Origin of the sequence: Hymenobacter cellulosivorans (assembly GCF_022919135.1) — a bacterium.
Lineage (GTDB): Bacteria > Bacteroidota > Bacteroidia > Cytophagales > Hymenobacteraceae > Hymenobacter > Hymenobacter cellulosivorans.
In genome coordinates, this window is the sequence record NZ_CP095049.1 from 4,168,584 (window position 1) to 4,184,067 (window position 15,484).

Below are 15,484 nucleotides of genomic sequence, written 5' to 3' on the forward strand. Positions count from 1 at the left end.
TGCTGGCCTAATTAAACCCGAACGGCCCCCTCGGCCTTGCCAGGGTCAAGGAGGCAGTTTGGGTTACTGAACCGAGCACCCAAGGTACCACTACTCCACGACCAGGCGCTTGGTCACGGTGCCCTGGGGAGTGGTTAGGCGCAGGCTGTACAGGCCCGGGGCGACGCCCGTCAGATCCAGGTTGCGCGGGCCGGTGGCCGCGCCCAGTTCAAAAATGCGTACTACTTGACCCAGGGAGCCAAGCAATGTGGCAACCAAAGGGGGCCGGTGCAGCTCGGCCGGCACTGCCAGCTGGACCACGCCCTGGGCCGGGTTGGGATACAGCGCTATCTGTTGGCTCAAGCTGGCCGGGGAGGTTCGCAGAATCCGGCTGCGGGTGAAGAGCAGGGAAAAGCGTTGCACAGCTGCCGTGCTGAGCTGGAAAGAATACGTGGGCTGCTGCGCCAGGTCCTGGGCGCTGCCGGTAATAACGTCGAGCAGGTAGAGGTAGGTGTCGGCGGGCAGATTCAGGCGTTGAGTGGCCGTAAGGGTATAGGTGCCCGCGCCCGTGCCGCGTACGTCGAGGGGTAGAGTCACCTCGGCGGTACCCAAGGCGGGTAGGCCGCTGATGGCCAATGGCTCAGGACCGGCCAAGGCTAGGTAGGGCACCCCACTGGTCGGGAGCTTGTGGGCGTCGAAGGCCCGGTCGAAGCCGGTCGAGGCGCCCGCCTGAAAGTACACCGTGGCGTTATCGGTGGCCCCGGTGGCCCCGGCCAGCGTTAGTTGCACCAGGGGCCGGGTTTCGGCCGCGGCCGCCGGCGGGTTGGCCGGGTCGTAGTACTCGGAAAGGCGGGTAGCTTGGGTAAAAGCCACGCTGGCCGGGGTGCTGGCCGCGCTGACCCGCACGAAAAAGCCCTGGCCCGGCAGCAGGTAGCGGGGACCACCCACGCCGTTCACGTAGCTCTGATAGGTCCCGGCCCCCGGCCCCGTGGGCTGGTACACATATACGGCCGCGTCGAGACCGGTCGTCGTGGCAGCAGCGGTTACCACGTTCCAGTCGAGGGCGGCGGCGAAGGGGTTGCCCAGCAAATGGTAGCCCGACTGCGGCAAGGTAGCCCGGGTGAGGCCACTGCGGGTGACGGTCGTGAAGTTCAGCGGCCCGGTAACGGCCACTGTGGCCGGCCCTGAGGCATCGAGGCGGTAGCCCTGGCCGGCTACAAAGGCGTCGGTCAGGGCGGACGGCGAGGCAAAGCCCCGCTCGAAATCGGCGAAGCCATCCACATTGGAGCTAATGCGACTTTGGTCGTAGCTGAATACCGTGGGTAGGGGCGTCACCGGCGTGGTGCTGGTATTGTACGCCGGATTTACCACCGGTGTAAAGCCCAGGGCGGCCAACTGGCTGAAAGTGGCCGTGCGCACCGGGGCCGCGTAGTAGTGCCGCCCCGCGCCGGACAGCTGCCGTTCGGCCGTTACGGCACCATTCACGAAGCTGTCGGCGTCGCGCACCACCTGAGCCGTGCTCAGCAGCCGCAACGAGCCGCCGGCCGCCACCTGCACCTCACTGCTCTGGCTGACTTTGAGCAGCCGCTGCACGCTCACCGGCGCGGCAATATCCACCTGACTTTGCGCCGTCAATTCCCCCAGCGTCAAGTTAGGTAGGCTAGTGGCCGCTGAGCCATTTACCGCGTGCTGGCCTTCCTCAAACAGTACCGTGCTGGTAAGGGCTAGTGTGAGCGTCGCGCCGTTGTTGGTCAGGTCGCCGCCCACCAAAAGTGTCGTGCCGGCTGCTTGAACCAGGGTACTGCCGCTGGGTAGGAGCACCGTACCGCTGGTGGTGAGCCGGGTGGCCGGGGCAGCACTGCTTGTAGCCAAGCTCAGCGTGGCGCCAGTTTGCAGCGTTACAGCGCCGGCCGTTTGGGGGCCGCTTACCACGGGCTGCCGAGCTACGGCCGGGATAAGCACATCGGTGGTAAGGGTGGGTACCGAGCCGGTGCTCCAGTTGCCCGCCACGTCCCAGGCTGTACTTACCGTCCCGGTCCAGGTAACGGTTGTGTTGGGCACGGGAGGCGTCGTCAGGTAGATAGGGTCGGTAAAGGTCGAGGACGAGCCGCTGGTGCAGGTGCTAACCAGGTAAATCTGGTAGAGGGTGTTGGGAGTCAGGCCAGTAAGCAGGACGGGCGAAGCCGTGCCGGTGGCCGTCTGGGGCTGGCCCGTAGCCACATCCGTGTAATTTACCACGTAGCTGCTGTTGCCGGAGGCCGGTACAAAGCTCACACTGGCCGTAGTTGCGGAAGTTGCCGTAGCGGCGAGGTTGGTAGCCCGGGGGCAGGAAGCAGGGGGAGTAAAAGTATATACCTGGCCCGTAGCGGGGCGCTGCGCAATAGTATTAGTCGATACGGTGCTGCTGACCGCGGGAGCTGCCGAGGCGTCGCTGAGCGACAGAAACCCGCCGCTGCCGGTCAGGCCAATAGAGGCCGACAGCTGGTTGGCTGGCCCGGGCACCCCGTTGCCCTGCCGGTAGCTGTACTGCACCGCGCCGGTGGCCTCGAAAAGCCGCACCTGAAAGGAGATAATCGAGCTGGGCTGGTTGGGCCGGTTGCTGGGCCAGCCCCAGTTGCGCCACTCCATCACAAACTCCCGGTTGGGAGCCGTGCCTAGCGTTGCGTATTGAGCCGAGCTGCTGATGGTAATATCCAGGTCATCCCAGAATGGCGCCAGTAAGGGCAGTGGTAAGCCCCCATTGGTATTATCCAGGTTGTTGGCAGCCGGATTATTACTCGAAATACTACTCAGGCTAAGCCAGCCGTCGGATGATACAATGAACTGGGAATAGGTACCGCCTTCATAGGAAAAAGCAAAGCCGATGGGGTAGGGCCGCGAAACGTTGTTATCCTGCATAATATCCTGCGCAAACCCGCTGATGTTGGTCAGGTCCTGGTAGGGCGCAGTGCTGGCGGCAAAGGCATAGGCCCGGGTCGGGAGCTGCTGGGCCCGGGCCAAGCCGGGTAATAAGCCGCCGAGTACTGCCAGCAAGGATAGCAGCTGTAACGGTTTGATAATTAAGCAGTGTACGGATTTAGGCATGGCGACAGTAAATAAGAATAGAAGAATAGATAAATATATATACAGTAACTATACCGGTCCAGATAATCTTTTGGAAATCCAATAACCCACCGGGTGCCGCCGCTGAGCTTGCGTGGTCAGCCAAACTAGAACCAGCGCAACAAAGGCGTCTCGTATGGTTTGTAAAAACTACTGTGGTTAGCTTTGTTAGATCAGATGAAAGCTTGATTAGTCGTTATTTGTAAGGATTTATAGATGTTATTCTTACCTGTAGATTTGCCTTTAGCTAATAAAATTAGGAACTTTATGCACGCTCTGCGCCTTGGAAATATTGCGTTCTGCGCCGCTAACGGTACTTTTGATATTCCTAGGTTCCGCGGTGGCGGCTTGAGGCGCTGCTGGTTTCATCGTTGCCTTCATTCTACCACCATGAGATAAAGCGTACAGTTTGAGTGCCCGCACCCTTTTTCGGGCGGGTTTGTTGCGTGAAAAGCCTTCCGGCTCCCCAGGCCGGGAGAGAGGTACAAGAACATAAATCGTGGCAAGCGCCACACCCCACCGTGTCAGAAGAGAAGAACCCCCAAGACCCCAATTCCGAAGAGCAGCCCAACCTGTTTGGCGCCGGCGACTCCTTTGAGTTTGGGTCCGCCACGCCCGAGGATGCCGACGATGCCGCCGGCGAGGAAGCCCCCGAATTCGTCGTTAGTGAAACCGGCGAGCTGCTGCTGGCTGAGTCGGCCGACGATGTGCAGGCCGTGACCGAGCCCACCCCCGTGACGGAGGAAACCGAGGAGGAGCCCAAGTTTGCCCCCGGCGAAACGATTCACGACGTGGCCACCGTGGCCGGTATGTACCAGAACTGGTTTCTGGACTACGCTTCCTACGTAATTCTGGAGCGGGCGGTGCCCGCCATTGAGGACGGCCTCAAGCCCGTGCAGCGCCGCATTCTGCACGCCATGAAGGAAATGGATGACGGCCGCTTCAACAAAGTCGCCAACGTCATCGGCCAGACCATGCAGTACCACCCCCACGGCGACGCGTCGATTGGGGATGCTATGGTCAACCTGGGTCAGAAGGATCTGCTGATCGAAACCCAGGGCAACTGGGGTGATATCCGTACCGGCGACGGGGCGGCCGCGCCACGTTACATCGAAGCCCGCCTCAGCAAGTTTGCCCTCGACGTGGTCTTCAACCCCGACATCACCGAGTGGCAGATGAGCTACGACGGCCGCAAGCGCGAGCCGACCACGCTGCCAGTGAAGTTTCCGCTGCTGCTGGCCCAGGGCGTAGAAGGTATTGCCGTGGGCTTGAGCACCAAGATTATGCCCCACAACTTCCGCGAGTTGTGCAAGGCCAGTATCGACGTGCTCCGGGGCCGGGATATTCAGTTATTTCCCGACTTTCCGACCGGCGGCCTCTGCGACGTAACCAACTACAACGGCGGTTTGCGCGGGGCCAAAATCCGCCTGCGCGCTACCATTGAGAAGGTTGATAAGACCATGCTCGTCATTCGCGACATTCCCTACGGCACCACCACCACGGCGCTGATGGAAAGCATCGTGAAGGCCTCGGAAGCCAATAAAATCAAGATCAAGAAGGTGGTCGACAACACGGCGGCCGACGTGGAAATCCAGGTGCACCTGCCCACGGGCGTGTCGCCGGATTTGACTATGGACGCCCTGTACGCCTTCACCGACTGCGAAATCTCCATCTCGCCCAACACCTGCGTGATTATCGAGGAGAAGCCGCGGTTTGTGGGCGTGGAGGACATGCTACGCCTGAGCACCCAGAAAACGGTGCGCCTGCTGGAGCGGGAGCTGGAAATTCGCCAGGACGAGCTCCAGGAAAAGTGGCACTCGGCCTCGCTGGAGAAGATTTTCATTGAAAACCGCATCTACCGCAAAATCGAGGAGTGCGAAACCTGGCAGGACATTCTCGACACGATTGAGAAGGGCCTGAGCAAGTTTGTGCGCGTGCAAGGCTCCAAGGCCAAGGCCGACGACCAGCGCATCGTGCTGCGCCGCCCCATCACCGAGGACGACCTGACCCGCCTGACCGAAATCCGCATCAAGCGTATCTCCAAGTTCGACGGCTTCAAGGCCGACGAGTACATCCAGAAGCTGGAAACCGAGCTGGCCGAAGTAGCCGACAACCTGGCCAACCTCACCCGCTATGCCATTGCCTACTTCGACGGCCTGCTCAAAAAGTACGGCGCGGGCCGGGAGCGGAAAACCCAGCTGCGCACCTTCGACGTGGTAACGGCCCAGAAAGTAGCCGTAGCCAACCAGAAGCTCTACGTCAACCGTCAGGACGGCTTCGTGGGCTACGGCCTCAAGAAGGACGAATTCGTGTGCGACTGCTCCGACCTGGACGACATCATTGCCATCAAGCGCGACGGCACGTTCATGGTCACCAAGATTGCCGAGAAAACCTTTGTGGGCAAGGACATCCTGCACGTGGGCGTCTACAACAAGAACGACGACCGGTTGGTGTATAACATGATTTACCTGGACGGCGCCTCGGGCATCAGCTTCGCCAAGCGCTTCCTGGTGACGGGCATCACCCGCGACAAAACCTACGACCTGACCAAGGCCACCAAAGGCTCGAAGACGCTGTATCTGACGGCCAACCCTAACTCGGAGTCGGAAATCGTGAGCATCCAGCTTTCGGACAAGGCCCCGGCCCGGGTTAAGCAGTTCGACTTCGACTTTGCCGAGCTGGCCATCAAGGGCAAGGGCTCCATGGGCAACATCGTGACCAAGCAGCCCATCAAGAAAATCACCCAGAAAAGCCTCGGCGACTCCACCCTGGGTGGCCGGGAGGTCTTCTTCGACTCCGTGGTGGGCCGCCTCAATACTGCCGGCCACGGCCGCTACCTGGGTACTTTCGACACCGATAATACAGTGCTGGTGGTTTACAAGGATGGTTCTTACGAGCTTAAGTCGCCCGACCCGGCCCACCATTTCGACGTGCCCAACATCGTGCTACTACGCAAGCTGGAGCCCGACACGGTGCTCAGCGCCGTGTACGCCGAGGGTGAAACCAAGACGCACTACATCAAGCGGTTCAAGATTGAAACCAGCACCCTGGAGAAGCGCTTCGTCTTTATTTCCGAAACCAAAGGCTCCAAACTGCTCTGTGCTACCTGCTTTGGCGAACCCCAGGTGGAAATCAAGCTGCAACGCGACAAAAAGGCCGACAAGGAAACCGAAAAGCTCCACCTGCACGAGTTTATCGACGTGAAAGGCTGGAAGGCCATGGGCAACAAGCTCAACTACTTCAAGATTCACACCGTGACTCTTACTACCGACGAGGGCCCCGAGCCCGAGCGTCGGCAGGTAGCCAAAAAGAAAGGCCCGGCTACTATTCCGCGCCCGGCCGGAGCCGGTGGAGGGGAGGAAGCTGGTCCGCTACCCGAAATGGCGGGGCCGGTGGATGTTACCAGTGAAGACGTGGAACGGGCCCAGGCCATTCTGCGCCGCCCCAAAGCTCAGCTAGGCTTGTTTTAAATAAAAAAGTGCCCCGGTTGAGAAGCCGGGGCCTTTTTGTGTTCTTGCAGAACCAGACCAGATTCGGTAGCTCCAAGCCCGGGCCGCCGTTGTTCGTTGCTTATCTTTTCAATGCCCGCTTACCCGGTTCGTTACGTTTCCAAATGGTTTCTGCTCCTGCTGCTGACGGCAGGAGCGGTGCTGTCGAGCGGTGCCCGGGCGCTGGGCCAGCCCAGCGCTGCCGACATCAGCCGGCTGCTTACCGAGGGCCGGGCGCTGCAGAAGCAGTATAAGGAGTCGGAGGCCCTGGCCAAGTATGAGCAAGTGCTTAAGCAGGCTCCCGGCAACTACGAGGCGCTCTGGCAGGCCGCCGTGCTGAGCGTGCACATCGGCAACCGCTACACCGACGAAACCCGAAAAGCCGCTTATTTCGCCGCCGCCCGCCTGTATTCGACCCGCTCGTTGGTGGTGCAGCCGGAAGGAGCTGAGTCGAACTACGCCGAGGCCCTGGCCCTGGTCAACCAGGCGACGCTGCTCAGCGCCCGGGGCCGGCTGGTAGCCTACAAGGAAATGAAGCCCTACACCTTCAAGGCCGTAGAAAAAGCTCCCAACTGGGCCGATGCCTGGCAGTTGCTGGGCCGCTGGCACTACCGCGTCGACCACTACAACCCGCTGGAGAAGTTCTACAGCCAGTTTTTCCTGGGCGGTATGCCTGGCAGTGCCAGTACGCCCAAGGCCATTGAAGCCCTGGTAAAAGCCCACGAGTTGGAGCCCAAGAAGATTCAGTTCTGCTACGATCTGGCCCGGGTGCACCTCAACCAGGGCCAGCGTACCCGCGCCAGCAACGTGCTACAGGAGGCCGCCCAGCTCACGCCCGTCACGAGTGAGGAGCTGGAAATGAGCCGCCGCTGCCGTGTCATGCTGATTCAGCTCAACCGGAAAATGCTCAAGCAGCTCCACCAGAAGGTCAAAAAGACACTCTAGCCGCCTGCTGCAAGCTGCCGCCGAGTATCTTTGCGCCAGTGCCGTATTTTTCCCTCTCCACCGTGCGTTTCCTTCGTCTCTTTCTGGTTCTGGGTACAGCTGCCAGCGCGGCGCTGCTGAGCGCCTGCGAGAGTGCGCCGGCCAGCCGGGCCGAAACCATGGTAAACCTGGCCACGGTCCAGAGCGGCCCCCAGATTCAGGCCCAGGAGCTCGAAGGCGCCATTGCCCGCCAGCCCCGCAATGCCTCGCTCTACGCCCGCCGGGCCGCTTTTCGCCTCGACGCAGGCCAGGTAGTGGCCGCGCTGCAAGACATCGACCGGGCCATTGACCTTGATGACGCGCCGGGGGAGTTCTATTTCACCAAGGCCCGGGCCCTGCGCGCCCAAAACCGCCTGCCCGCGACGTTGGCCGCCGCCCAAGAGGCTTCCCGCCGCGGCTTTTCCTCGCCTGAGCTCAACCTGCTCGTGGGCGAAACCCAGCTGGCCTCCCGACACTACCAGGAGGCCATCGACCAGCTCGACCGGACCCTGCAGCAGGAGCCCGATCATGCCGGGGCCCTGTTTTACAAGGGAGTAGCCTACCTGGCTCTGACCGACACCGTGCAGGCTCTGCAGTACCTGCGTGCCAGCATTGCCCGCGACCCGCGCCAGCCCGAAACCCTGCACCAGCTAGCTTTCCTGTCGAATGCCTACCGCCTGCCTGCCGAAGCGCTGGCCTATACCCAGCGTGGGCTGAAGCTGGCGCCTACCTACGGCCTGCTCTGGTACGACCACGGCCGGCAGTTTGAGTTGCAAAACCAGCCTGATAGCGCCCTGCGCTGTTATTCGCGGGCCATTCAGCTCGATACTACGCTCTACCGCGCCGACTACCGCCTGGCCCTGGCCGCCTTCAAGCAGCGCCGCTACGCCGTGGCCATTCCCCACCTGCAGCGGGCCGTGCGCCGGGCCCCCCGCCTGCCCGAAGCCCGCCCGATGCTGGCCGAAAGCTTCGAAAGCGTGGGCCGCCCCGCCGACGCGTTGGCTCAGTACCGGCTGCTGGTAGCGGAAAACCCCGGCAACCGCCACTGGACCTACAAAGTCTGGAAAGCCGGCGAAAAGGCCCGCCAGCTGCGCGCTGACTCGCTCTACCGCCGCCGACCCGTGGAGCCCATTGCGCCCTTGGTGCAGCGTTTCAAGCCGTCAGTAATTAACTAAGTCGGCTGGCGCACTGGAGCTCGGGAACCGACAAGTGTTAGGTAATCAAAGCCGAAAAATCTTAGTCCATATCGGGCCAATTCTATGCTTAGCCGCTAAAAACCGCCCCAAGCTGCTAACTTGCGGGCTAACGCTGTTTGTATAGCTACTTTATTTCCCACTCATGATTGACATCACGCTTCCCGACGGCTCGGTCCGCCAGTTTGAAGCCGGCGCTACCGGCTACGATGTGGCCGCCAGCATCAGCGAAGGGCTGGCTCGCAACGCCTTGGCCGTCCGCGTAAACGGGGAGGTTCGCGACCTGAACCGCCCCATCGACCACAGTGCCAAGCTCGAAATCCTGACCTGGAACGACACCGATGGCAAGTCCACGTTCTGGCACTCCTCGGCTCACTTGCTGGCCGAAGCCCTCGAGGCCCTGTATCCCGGCGTGAAGCTCGGCATCGGTCCCAGCATCGAAAACGGCTTCTATTACGACATTGATCTGGGCGAAGGCCGCACGATTTCGACGGATAACTTCCCCGAAATCGAGAAGAAAATGCTGGAGCTGGCCAAAAACAAGAGCCGCTACGAGCGTCGTGAAGTAAGCAAAGCCGATGCCATTGCCTACTTCACCGAAAAGGCTGACCCCTACAAACTCGACCTGCTGGAGCGCCTCGAAGACGGCAGCATCACCTTCTACCAGCAGGGTGACTTCACCGACCTCTGCCGCGGTCCGCACATTCCCGACACGTCGCCTATTAAGGCCGTGAAGCTGCTCAACGTGGCCGGTGCCTACTGGCGCGGCGATGAGAAGAACAAGCAGCTCACGCGCATCTACGGCATCACCTTCCCCAAAGCCAAGGAACTCACCGAGTACCTCGAAAAGCTGGAGGAGGCCAAGCGCCGCGACCACCGCAAGCTAGGCAAGGAGCTGGAGCTGTTTGCTTTTTCGGAGAAAGTAGGAGCGGGGCTGCCCCTGTGGCTGCCTAAGGGCACTGCCCTGCGCGAACGGCTCGAGCAGTTTCTGCGCAAAGCCCAGGTGAAAGCCGGCTACCTGCCCGTCGTAACGCCTAACATTGGCTCGAAGGAGCTGTACGTCACGTCGGGCCACTACGAGAAGTACGGCGCCGACTCGTTCCAGCCCATAAAGACCCCAAATCCGGGCGAGGAGTTCATGCTCAAACCCATGAACTGCCCCCACCACTGCGAGATTTACAAGACCAAGCCGCGCTCCTACCGCGACCTGCCGCTGCGTCTGGCCGAGTTCGGCACGGTGTACCGCTACGAGCAGTCGGGTGAGCTGCACGGCCTGACGCGCGTGCGCGGCTTTACCCAGGACGACGCCCACATCTTCTGCCGCCCCGATCAGGTAAAGGAGGAGTTCCTCAAGGTGATTGACATCGTGCTCTACGTGCTCAAGGCCCTTGACTTCCCCGACTTCACCGCCCAGATTTCACTACGCGACCCGGAAAACAAGGAGAAGTACATTGGCTCCGACGAGAACTGGGCCCGGGCCGAAGCCGCCATTCAGGAAGCTGCCGCCGAAAAAGGCCTGAATACCGTTACGGAGCTGGGCGAAGCGGCTTTCTATGGCCCCAAGCTCGACTTCATGGTCCGCGACGCGCTCGGCCGCAAGTGGCAGCTCGGTACGATTCAGGTCGACTACAACCTGCCCGAGCGGTTCGAGCTGGAATACGTGGCCTCCGACAACTCCCGTCAGCGGCCGGTGATGATTCACCGCGCCCCATTCGGCTCACTGGAGCGCTTCGTAGCCGTGCTCATCGAGCACTGCGCCGGCAACTTCCCTTTGTGGCTCTCACCCGAGCAGTTTGCCGTGCTGCCCATTTCGGAAAAGTACCAGGACTACGCCCAGCAGGTGTACGACAAGCTGGTACAGGCCGAAATGCGCGGCTCCCTGGACGCCCGCGACGAGAAAATCGGCCGTAAAATCCGGGATGCCGAAATCTCCAAGGTTCCTTACATGCTCATCGTAGGGGAGAAGGAGCAGGAAAACGGCATCGTCTCGGTGCGCAAGCACGGCGAAGGCGACGTGGGCAGCATGCCCCTGGAAGCCTTCATCCGCAGCTTCCAGGAGCAGGTCGCTGAAATGATGGCTGTTTAATCAGGTTTGGTCATTGCGAACGAAGCGAAGCAATCCGCCTCTGCGCAGTGAGTAGTTCCCTTTCACCAAAAAGCCTCTGACTATACTCCTAGTCAGAGGCTTTTTAGCTTGCAATGTCTGCCCCATTTTACCGTCCAGGCTACCTCTCACTGCACACAATGCCCCTGGTTCGACCATCTCCGACCAGCACATACGCCCAGCGAATGTCCCTCGCCAGGGCAATTTTATATAGCCTTTTTTGAGGGTTTGAAAAAAAAGGCGGATATTCGCCCGCTGATTGAACCCACACTGCTCCGGCAAAGGTTGAGTTCAACCAGCTTAAAAGTTAATTAGCTCACCTTTCAGAAGGAGGACCAACCCATAGCAACCCCAAACCGCCGCTACATTCCCCGCGCTCAGGTCGAGGAGCCGTTCAAAATCAACCAGAAGATTACGGCCCGGGAAGTACGCCTGGTCGGCGAAAACGTCGAGCAAGGCATTTATTCAATTGAGCAGGCCCGTCGCATGGCCCAGGAGCAGAACCTCGACCTGGTTGAGATTTCGCCCACGGCCGTGCCCCCGGTGTGCCGCGTTATCGACTACTCGAAATTCAAGTACGAGCAGAAGAAGCGTACCCGCGAAATGAAGGCCAAGGCTACGAAAGTAGTTCTGAAGGAAATTCGTTTCGGACCCAACACCGACGACCACGACTTCGCATTCAAGCTCAAGCACGCCCAGGAATTCCTGAAGGAAGGCGCCAAAATCAAGGCGTACGTTCACTTCGTGGGTCGTTCCATCGTGTTTAAGGAGCGGGGCGAAATCCTGCTGCTCAAGTTTGCTCAGGCTTTGGAAGAACTCGCCAAAGTAGAGCAACTGCCTAAGCTCGAAGGCAAGCGCATGTTCCTGTATCTGGCTCCCAAAGTAGCGCCCACGCCTGCCAAGGCTAAGCCTGCTGCCCCGGCCGCGAAAGAAGGAGCTCCGGCTCCCAAAGAAGCGCAGCCCAAGGAACAGGAATAGGCTCGGGCCTGCATCCCCGCATTTTCTTTTTTCTCAATTCATACCACAATGCCGAAAGTAAAGACGAAATCCGGTGCTAAGAAGCGTTTCTCGCTCACCGGCTCGGGCAAGGTGAAGCGGAAGCACGCCTTCAAAAGCCACATCCTGACCAAAAAGTCGACCAAGCAGAAGCGTAACCTGACGCACGTAACCTTGGTTAGCTCCGCGGACATGAACCGCGTGAAGGACATGCTGGTTATCTGATTGTAAAAAGCTGATTGTCAGTTGTTATTAGTTTAACCATCGACAGCCAACCACCAACAATCACCAAATTTTCAACCCGGCGTCCGGTCTCGAAGACTTCACTTGAATAGTCACCGGCCGCCAAAAACAAAGTAGGTTATGCCAAGAAGTGTAAACCACGTGGCCTCGCGCCACCGCCGTAAGAAAGTAATGCGTCTGGCGAAAGGCTATTTCGGCCGTCGCAAGAACGTATGGACCGTAGCCAAAAACGCCGTTGAGAAAGGTCTTCTCTACGCGTACCGCGACCGGAAAACCAAGAAGCGTGAGTTCCGCGCCCTCTGGATTCAGCGTATCAACGCTGGTGCCCGCGAGCATGGTCTGTCGTATTCGCAGTTGATGGGCGGCCTGAAGAAGGCTGGCATCGAGCTGAACCGTAAGGTTCTGGCCGACCTCGCCCTCAACCACCCCGCTGCTTTCAAAGGCATTGTGGACAAGATTAAGTAAGTAGCCCACGCTGGCTAGCCAGCCGGAATACTAAAACAAAAAGCCCTCAGCCATCAACGGTTGAGGGCTTTTTGTTTTTTTGGGCTAGCGCCGCCTCCGGTTATTGGGGGCGGGCCAGTACGACGATGGGCTTTTCCTTGTAGATGGTTTCGGCAATGGGCTGGTAGCCATGCTTGGCCGCCACCCGCAGGGAAGGGGCATTATCCGGGTCGATGATGCACACAGTGCGTGAGCAGGCAAAATGCGCCTCGCCCCAGGCCAGGGCCGCCGCTACGGCTTCCGTAGCGTAGCCGCGGCCGTGAATGGCCGGGTCGAGCACCCAGCCGATTTCGGGCTCTCCTTTCAGGGAAGGATCCATGGCCCGGCGCCAATCGGCGAAGCCAACGGTGCCGATGTAACGGCCGGTCGCGGTTTCTTCCACGGCCCAGTAGCCAAAGCCCAGCAGGGACCAGTGTCCGTTGTTGCGCAGCAGCTTTGTCCAGACGTCTTCTTCCGGCAAGGGCTGCCCGCCGAGAAAGGCATAAAAGTCGGGCTTTTGAAAGATGGCGGTGAAGGCGGCCAAGTCCGCAAAGCGGTGCTCCCGTAGTAGCAGGCGAGCGGTGGGAATTACGGGGATGGGAGAGGTTAAAGGATACGAGCTGAGCATAGAGGCAGGTGAAAAAAGCGCAATGATAAAGTAAGCTGCAAAAAACGAATCCCTATATATCAAACCAGAATTCTTGCGCTTAATTCGAAAATCGATCTATAATCAGGAGTGTTGTTATATCCTTGGAATACTGATAAAATAATGAATTGTACTTAATTTATTATAGCTTTAAATAATACAATTATATTGCGTAACTAGTTGACTTTGGCTTGCTTGAAGATTACTTTTGTTTATACTCTGATCTGCAAACAAACTTATTATGTGCAAAAAACTACTACTCCTTCTTCTTCTTTCATTGGCTGCTGAATTGACCGTTTCGGCGGCTGTTCAGTCTGCCGCGACGATTGAAGCCCAACCACTCTTCAAGAGGGCTCCCAAAGACAAGACGCGTTCAGGCCGATATATCCACCGGCCCAACTATAAGCGCTACAAAGGTCCGGGTAATCCTAACCGTGGTCTTCTGGCAGTGTTCAGCTAGGCTACTCCGGTAGCTCACGAAGGCCCTGGGCAAGCGCCCTGGGCCTTTTTATTTTCTGCCCGCGTCCTTACGGAACAACGTGGCGAGGCTTCTAACCTGGACGGTAGCTAAACTGAACAGAGGTTGTAAGTGCAAAACAGGTGACAGGCACGGTAGCGCTTAAGGAGTAAAGGAAATATAGGATTTTGCTTAAAGTGCGCCTAGTAAGAGGGTGAGTGGGCTTTTATAGGCAAGCCTGCGTACCTGAGGTTGAGTTCGGCGTCCGATTGGGCAGCGTGGCGTGTCCGCCAGGTGCCTGTAGCTCGGCCGCTAGGTGGTAAGCTTTTCTCCGATTAGGCGCAGTAGATTTCCCGTCTGCTAAGAGAGGGCTAGGGGCCGCTTGCTCCTCACTGTCGTACCAGGCTCTGGTAGCCACAGCCTGCTCTGAAGTTAATAAGGCATATCACCGCCGTAACTTGGCGGCTAGCTCGATTTGCGGGCTATACTCTCGTCAATAGTTTTCTGGCGCAAAGTGGTCCGGTTTACTTGCCACCAAGCCGGGGCAAATTCCGAGCTCCAGCTGTTACTCTTTTGCTACCTAGCGCTATGTCTGCCCGCACCCCGGTTACCCGCAGTATTTCCTTTAACGCCGCCATGCTCGAAGCTGTCCGCGCCAACCGCAAAACCGTCACGCGCCGCCGCCTTGCTGCTGGTCTGCCCCTGCATGAGGCCCCCGACGCCTACCTGTTCGGTGGGATGGACGCCGATGTAGCCCGGTTTGAACCCCGCCCATCTGCTGCTATGCCCGCCGCCCTGCGCATTACCTGCCCCTTCGGGCAGCCCGGTGACCTGCTCCAGGTTGTGGAAGCACCCGAACTAGTGCTGGAAGTCTGCAGCGTGCGGGCCGAGCAACTGCAAGGCATCACTGCCACTGAAGCCCAGGCTGAGGGCCTCGCCGCTTCTGACGGTGCCGCCGCCCTGGCCGCCTTCCGCACCCTCATCGACTCAATATATCCTTCAGCTTGGGTGCGCAATGAGTGGGTCTGGGTTATTGGGTTTCGGCGGGTGCAGTAGAGCGCGCAAGGCGTGGCTGAAAAAAGAAAAGGCCTTCCTGTAATAGGAAGGCCTTTTTCGTAGCGGGGACGAGAGTTGAACTCGTGACCTCAGGGTTATGAATCCTGTGCTCTAACCAACTGAGCTACCCCGCCCTGTTTTGGTGGTGCAAAGGTAATGACAAGATTTCGACTAGCGCAAGTCTTGTGTAAAAAAAAAGCCGTGTATATTGGCTCAGCCCATAGCGGCTCCGCCCTGTTTTCTTACCTTTTTCTCCCATTTTGTTCTGCTTATGCCGCTTTCTGCTACTCGTTCCAAGCACCGTTTCACGGTCGAGCTGCCCGTAAACGCTTCTCCCAAAATTCTTTACCCGTATCTGGCGTCGGCGTCGGGGTTGTCGCAGTGGTTTTGCCAGGATGTGCGTATCGATGAAGACCACCGCTACAATTTTATTTGGGACAACCAGTCGCACTTTGCCGAGATGAACTCCCACCGCACCAACCGCTCGGTGCGCTACGTGTTTCTCGACCACAACAAGCGCCACACGCCCGACGCCAACTACCTCGACTTTAGCCTGGAAGAGTCGCAACTGACGCAAGAAGTATACTTGCGCGTGATTGACTACTCGGAGGAAACCGACGATATCGAGCTGCAGGAAATGTGGGAAAGCCTCATTCTGAAGCTGCGCGAGTTGGTCGGGGGCTGAAACCCGAAAAATAAACTTAGGGGAGCAAGAGCAAAACGGGCCGTATCTTCGTTTGTCTTTTGCTCCCTTGTGGCGCCCACACAGAGTGG

10 protein-coding genes, 1 tRNA gene and 1 pseudogene are annotated in these 15,484 nt (G+C 59.0%); 9 read left to right on the plus strand and 3 right to left on the minus strand.

The window, feature by feature from the left end; genetic code table 11:
* Positions 1–90 precede the first annotated feature (90 nt).
* Entirely contained in the window at positions 91–3,063 is a 2,973-nt protein-coding gene (locus tag MUN80_RS17645) for an NIDO-like domain-containing protein (RefSeq protein ID WP_244714786.1), read from the minus strand.
* Positions 3,064–3,797: 734 nt separating this feature from the next.
* Between MUN80_RS17645 and MUN80_RS17650 the strand changes: the two genes are divergently transcribed.
* From MUN80_RS17650 to rplT, 7 genes and pseudogenes are all read left to right on the plus strand, one after another.
* Complete coding sequence (locus MUN80_RS17650) at positions 3,798–6,551, plus strand: DNA gyrase/topoisomerase IV subunit A (RefSeq protein ID WP_375373989.1); 2,754 nt, start codon at positions 3,798–3,800, stop codon at positions 6,549–6,551.
* Between the two features lie 111 nt (positions 6,552–6,662).
* The gene (locus MUN80_RS17655) at positions 6,663–7,514 is read left to right on the plus strand and encodes a tetratricopeptide repeat protein (RefSeq protein ID WP_244714787.1); all 852 of its coding nucleotides are present in this window, start codon (positions 6,663–6,665) and stop codon (positions 7,512–7,514) included.
* Positions 7,515–7,576: 62 nt separating this feature from the next.
* Positions 7,577–8,707 (plus strand): tetratricopeptide repeat protein, encoded by a 1,131-nt coding sequence (locus MUN80_RS17660; protein WP_244714788.1) that lies wholly within the window; start codon positions 7,577–7,579, stop codon positions 8,705–8,707.
* Between the two features lie 163 nt (positions 8,708–8,870).
* Positions 8,871–10,811 carry a threonine--tRNA ligase gene (thrS, locus tag MUN80_RS17665; RefSeq protein WP_244714789.1) on the plus strand — a complete coding sequence of 647 codons (1,941 nt, stop codon included), beginning with the start codon at positions 8,871–8,873 and terminating at the stop codon, positions 10,809–10,811.
* Between the two features lie 360 nt (positions 10,812–11,171).
* Positions 11,172–11,729: pseudogene (infC, locus tag MUN80_RS17670) on the plus strand (translation initiation factor IF-3); the annotation flags it as partial.
* A 126-nt stretch (positions 11,730–11,855) separates the two neighbouring features.
* Positions 11,856–12,050, plus strand: a complete 195-nt coding sequence (gene rpmI / locus MUN80_RS17675; RefSeq protein WP_135392367.1) for a 50S ribosomal protein L35 — start codon at positions 11,856–11,858, stop codon at positions 12,048–12,050.
* 138 nt (positions 12,051–12,188) lie between these two features.
* Complete coding sequence (rplT, locus tag MUN80_RS17680) at positions 12,189–12,533, plus strand: 50S ribosomal protein L20 (protein ID WP_100336011.1); 345 nt, start codon at positions 12,189–12,191, stop codon at positions 12,531–12,533.
* 100 nt (positions 12,534–12,633) lie between these two features.
* Here the strand turns inward: rplT and MUN80_RS17685 are convergent, their stop codons facing one another.
* Positions 12,634–13,179 carry a GNAT family N-acetyltransferase gene (locus MUN80_RS17685; RefSeq protein ID WP_244714790.1) on the minus strand — a complete coding sequence of 182 codons (546 nt, stop codon included), beginning with the start codon at positions 13,177–13,179 and terminating at the stop codon, positions 12,634–12,636.
* Between the two features lie 1,063 nt (positions 13,180–14,242).
* Between MUN80_RS17685 and MUN80_RS17690 the strand changes: the two genes are divergently transcribed.
* Positions 14,243–14,710: an ASCH domain-containing protein gene (locus MUN80_RS17690; RefSeq protein ID WP_244714791.1), complete on the plus strand. Its 468-nt coding sequence runs from the start codon at positions 14,243–14,245 to the stop codon at positions 14,708–14,710.
* Positions 14,711–14,770: 60 nt separating this feature from the next.
* Here the strand turns inward: MUN80_RS17690 and MUN80_RS17695 are convergent.
* Positions 14,771–14,844, minus strand: a tRNA-Met gene (locus tag MUN80_RS17695).
* 137 nt (positions 14,845–14,981) lie between these two features.
* On the opposite strand from MUN80_RS17695, the gene MUN80_RS17700 reads away from it, so the two are divergent.
* A complete protein-coding gene (locus MUN80_RS17700) occupies positions 14,982–15,395 on the plus strand; it encodes an START-like domain-containing protein (protein ID WP_244714792.1) in 414 nt (137 codons plus the stop codon).
* The last annotated feature ends 89 nt before the right edge of the window (positions 15,396–15,484 follow it).

What these genes read in the sequence shown, in the direction of transcription:
- MUN80_RS17645 (WP_244714786.1), bottom strand. Translation starts at nt 3,063, where the DNA reads ATGCCTAAATCCGTACACTGCTTAATTATCAAACCGTTACAGCTGCTA.
- MUN80_RS17655 (WP_244714787.1), top strand. Translation starts at nt 6,663, where the DNA reads ATGCCCGCTTACCCGGTTCGTTACGTTTCCAAATGGTTTCTGCTCCTG.
- thrS (WP_244714789.1), top strand. Translation starts at nt 8,871, where the DNA reads ATGATTGACATCACGCTTCCCGACGGCTCGGTCCGCCAGTTTGAAGCC.
- rplT (WP_100336011.1), top strand. Translation starts at nt 12,189, where the DNA reads ATGCCAAGAAGTGTAAACCACGTGGCCTCGCGCCACCGCCGTAAGAAA.
- rpmI (WP_135392367.1), top strand. Translation starts at nt 11,856, where the DNA reads ATGCCGAAAGTAAAGACGAAATCCGGTGCTAAGAAGCGTTTCTCGCTC.
- MUN80_RS17700 (WP_244714792.1), top strand. Translation starts at nt 14,982, where the DNA reads ATGCCGCTTTCTGCTACTCGTTCCAAGCACCGTTTCACGGTCGAGCTG.
- MUN80_RS17685 (WP_244714790.1), bottom strand. Translation starts at nt 13,179, where the DNA reads ATGCTCAGCTCGTATCCTTTAACCTCTCCCATCCCCGTAATTCCCACC.
- MUN80_RS17690 (WP_244714791.1), top strand. Translation starts at nt 14,243, where the DNA reads ATGTCTGCCCGCACCCCGGTTACCCGCAGTATTTCCTTTAACGCCGCC.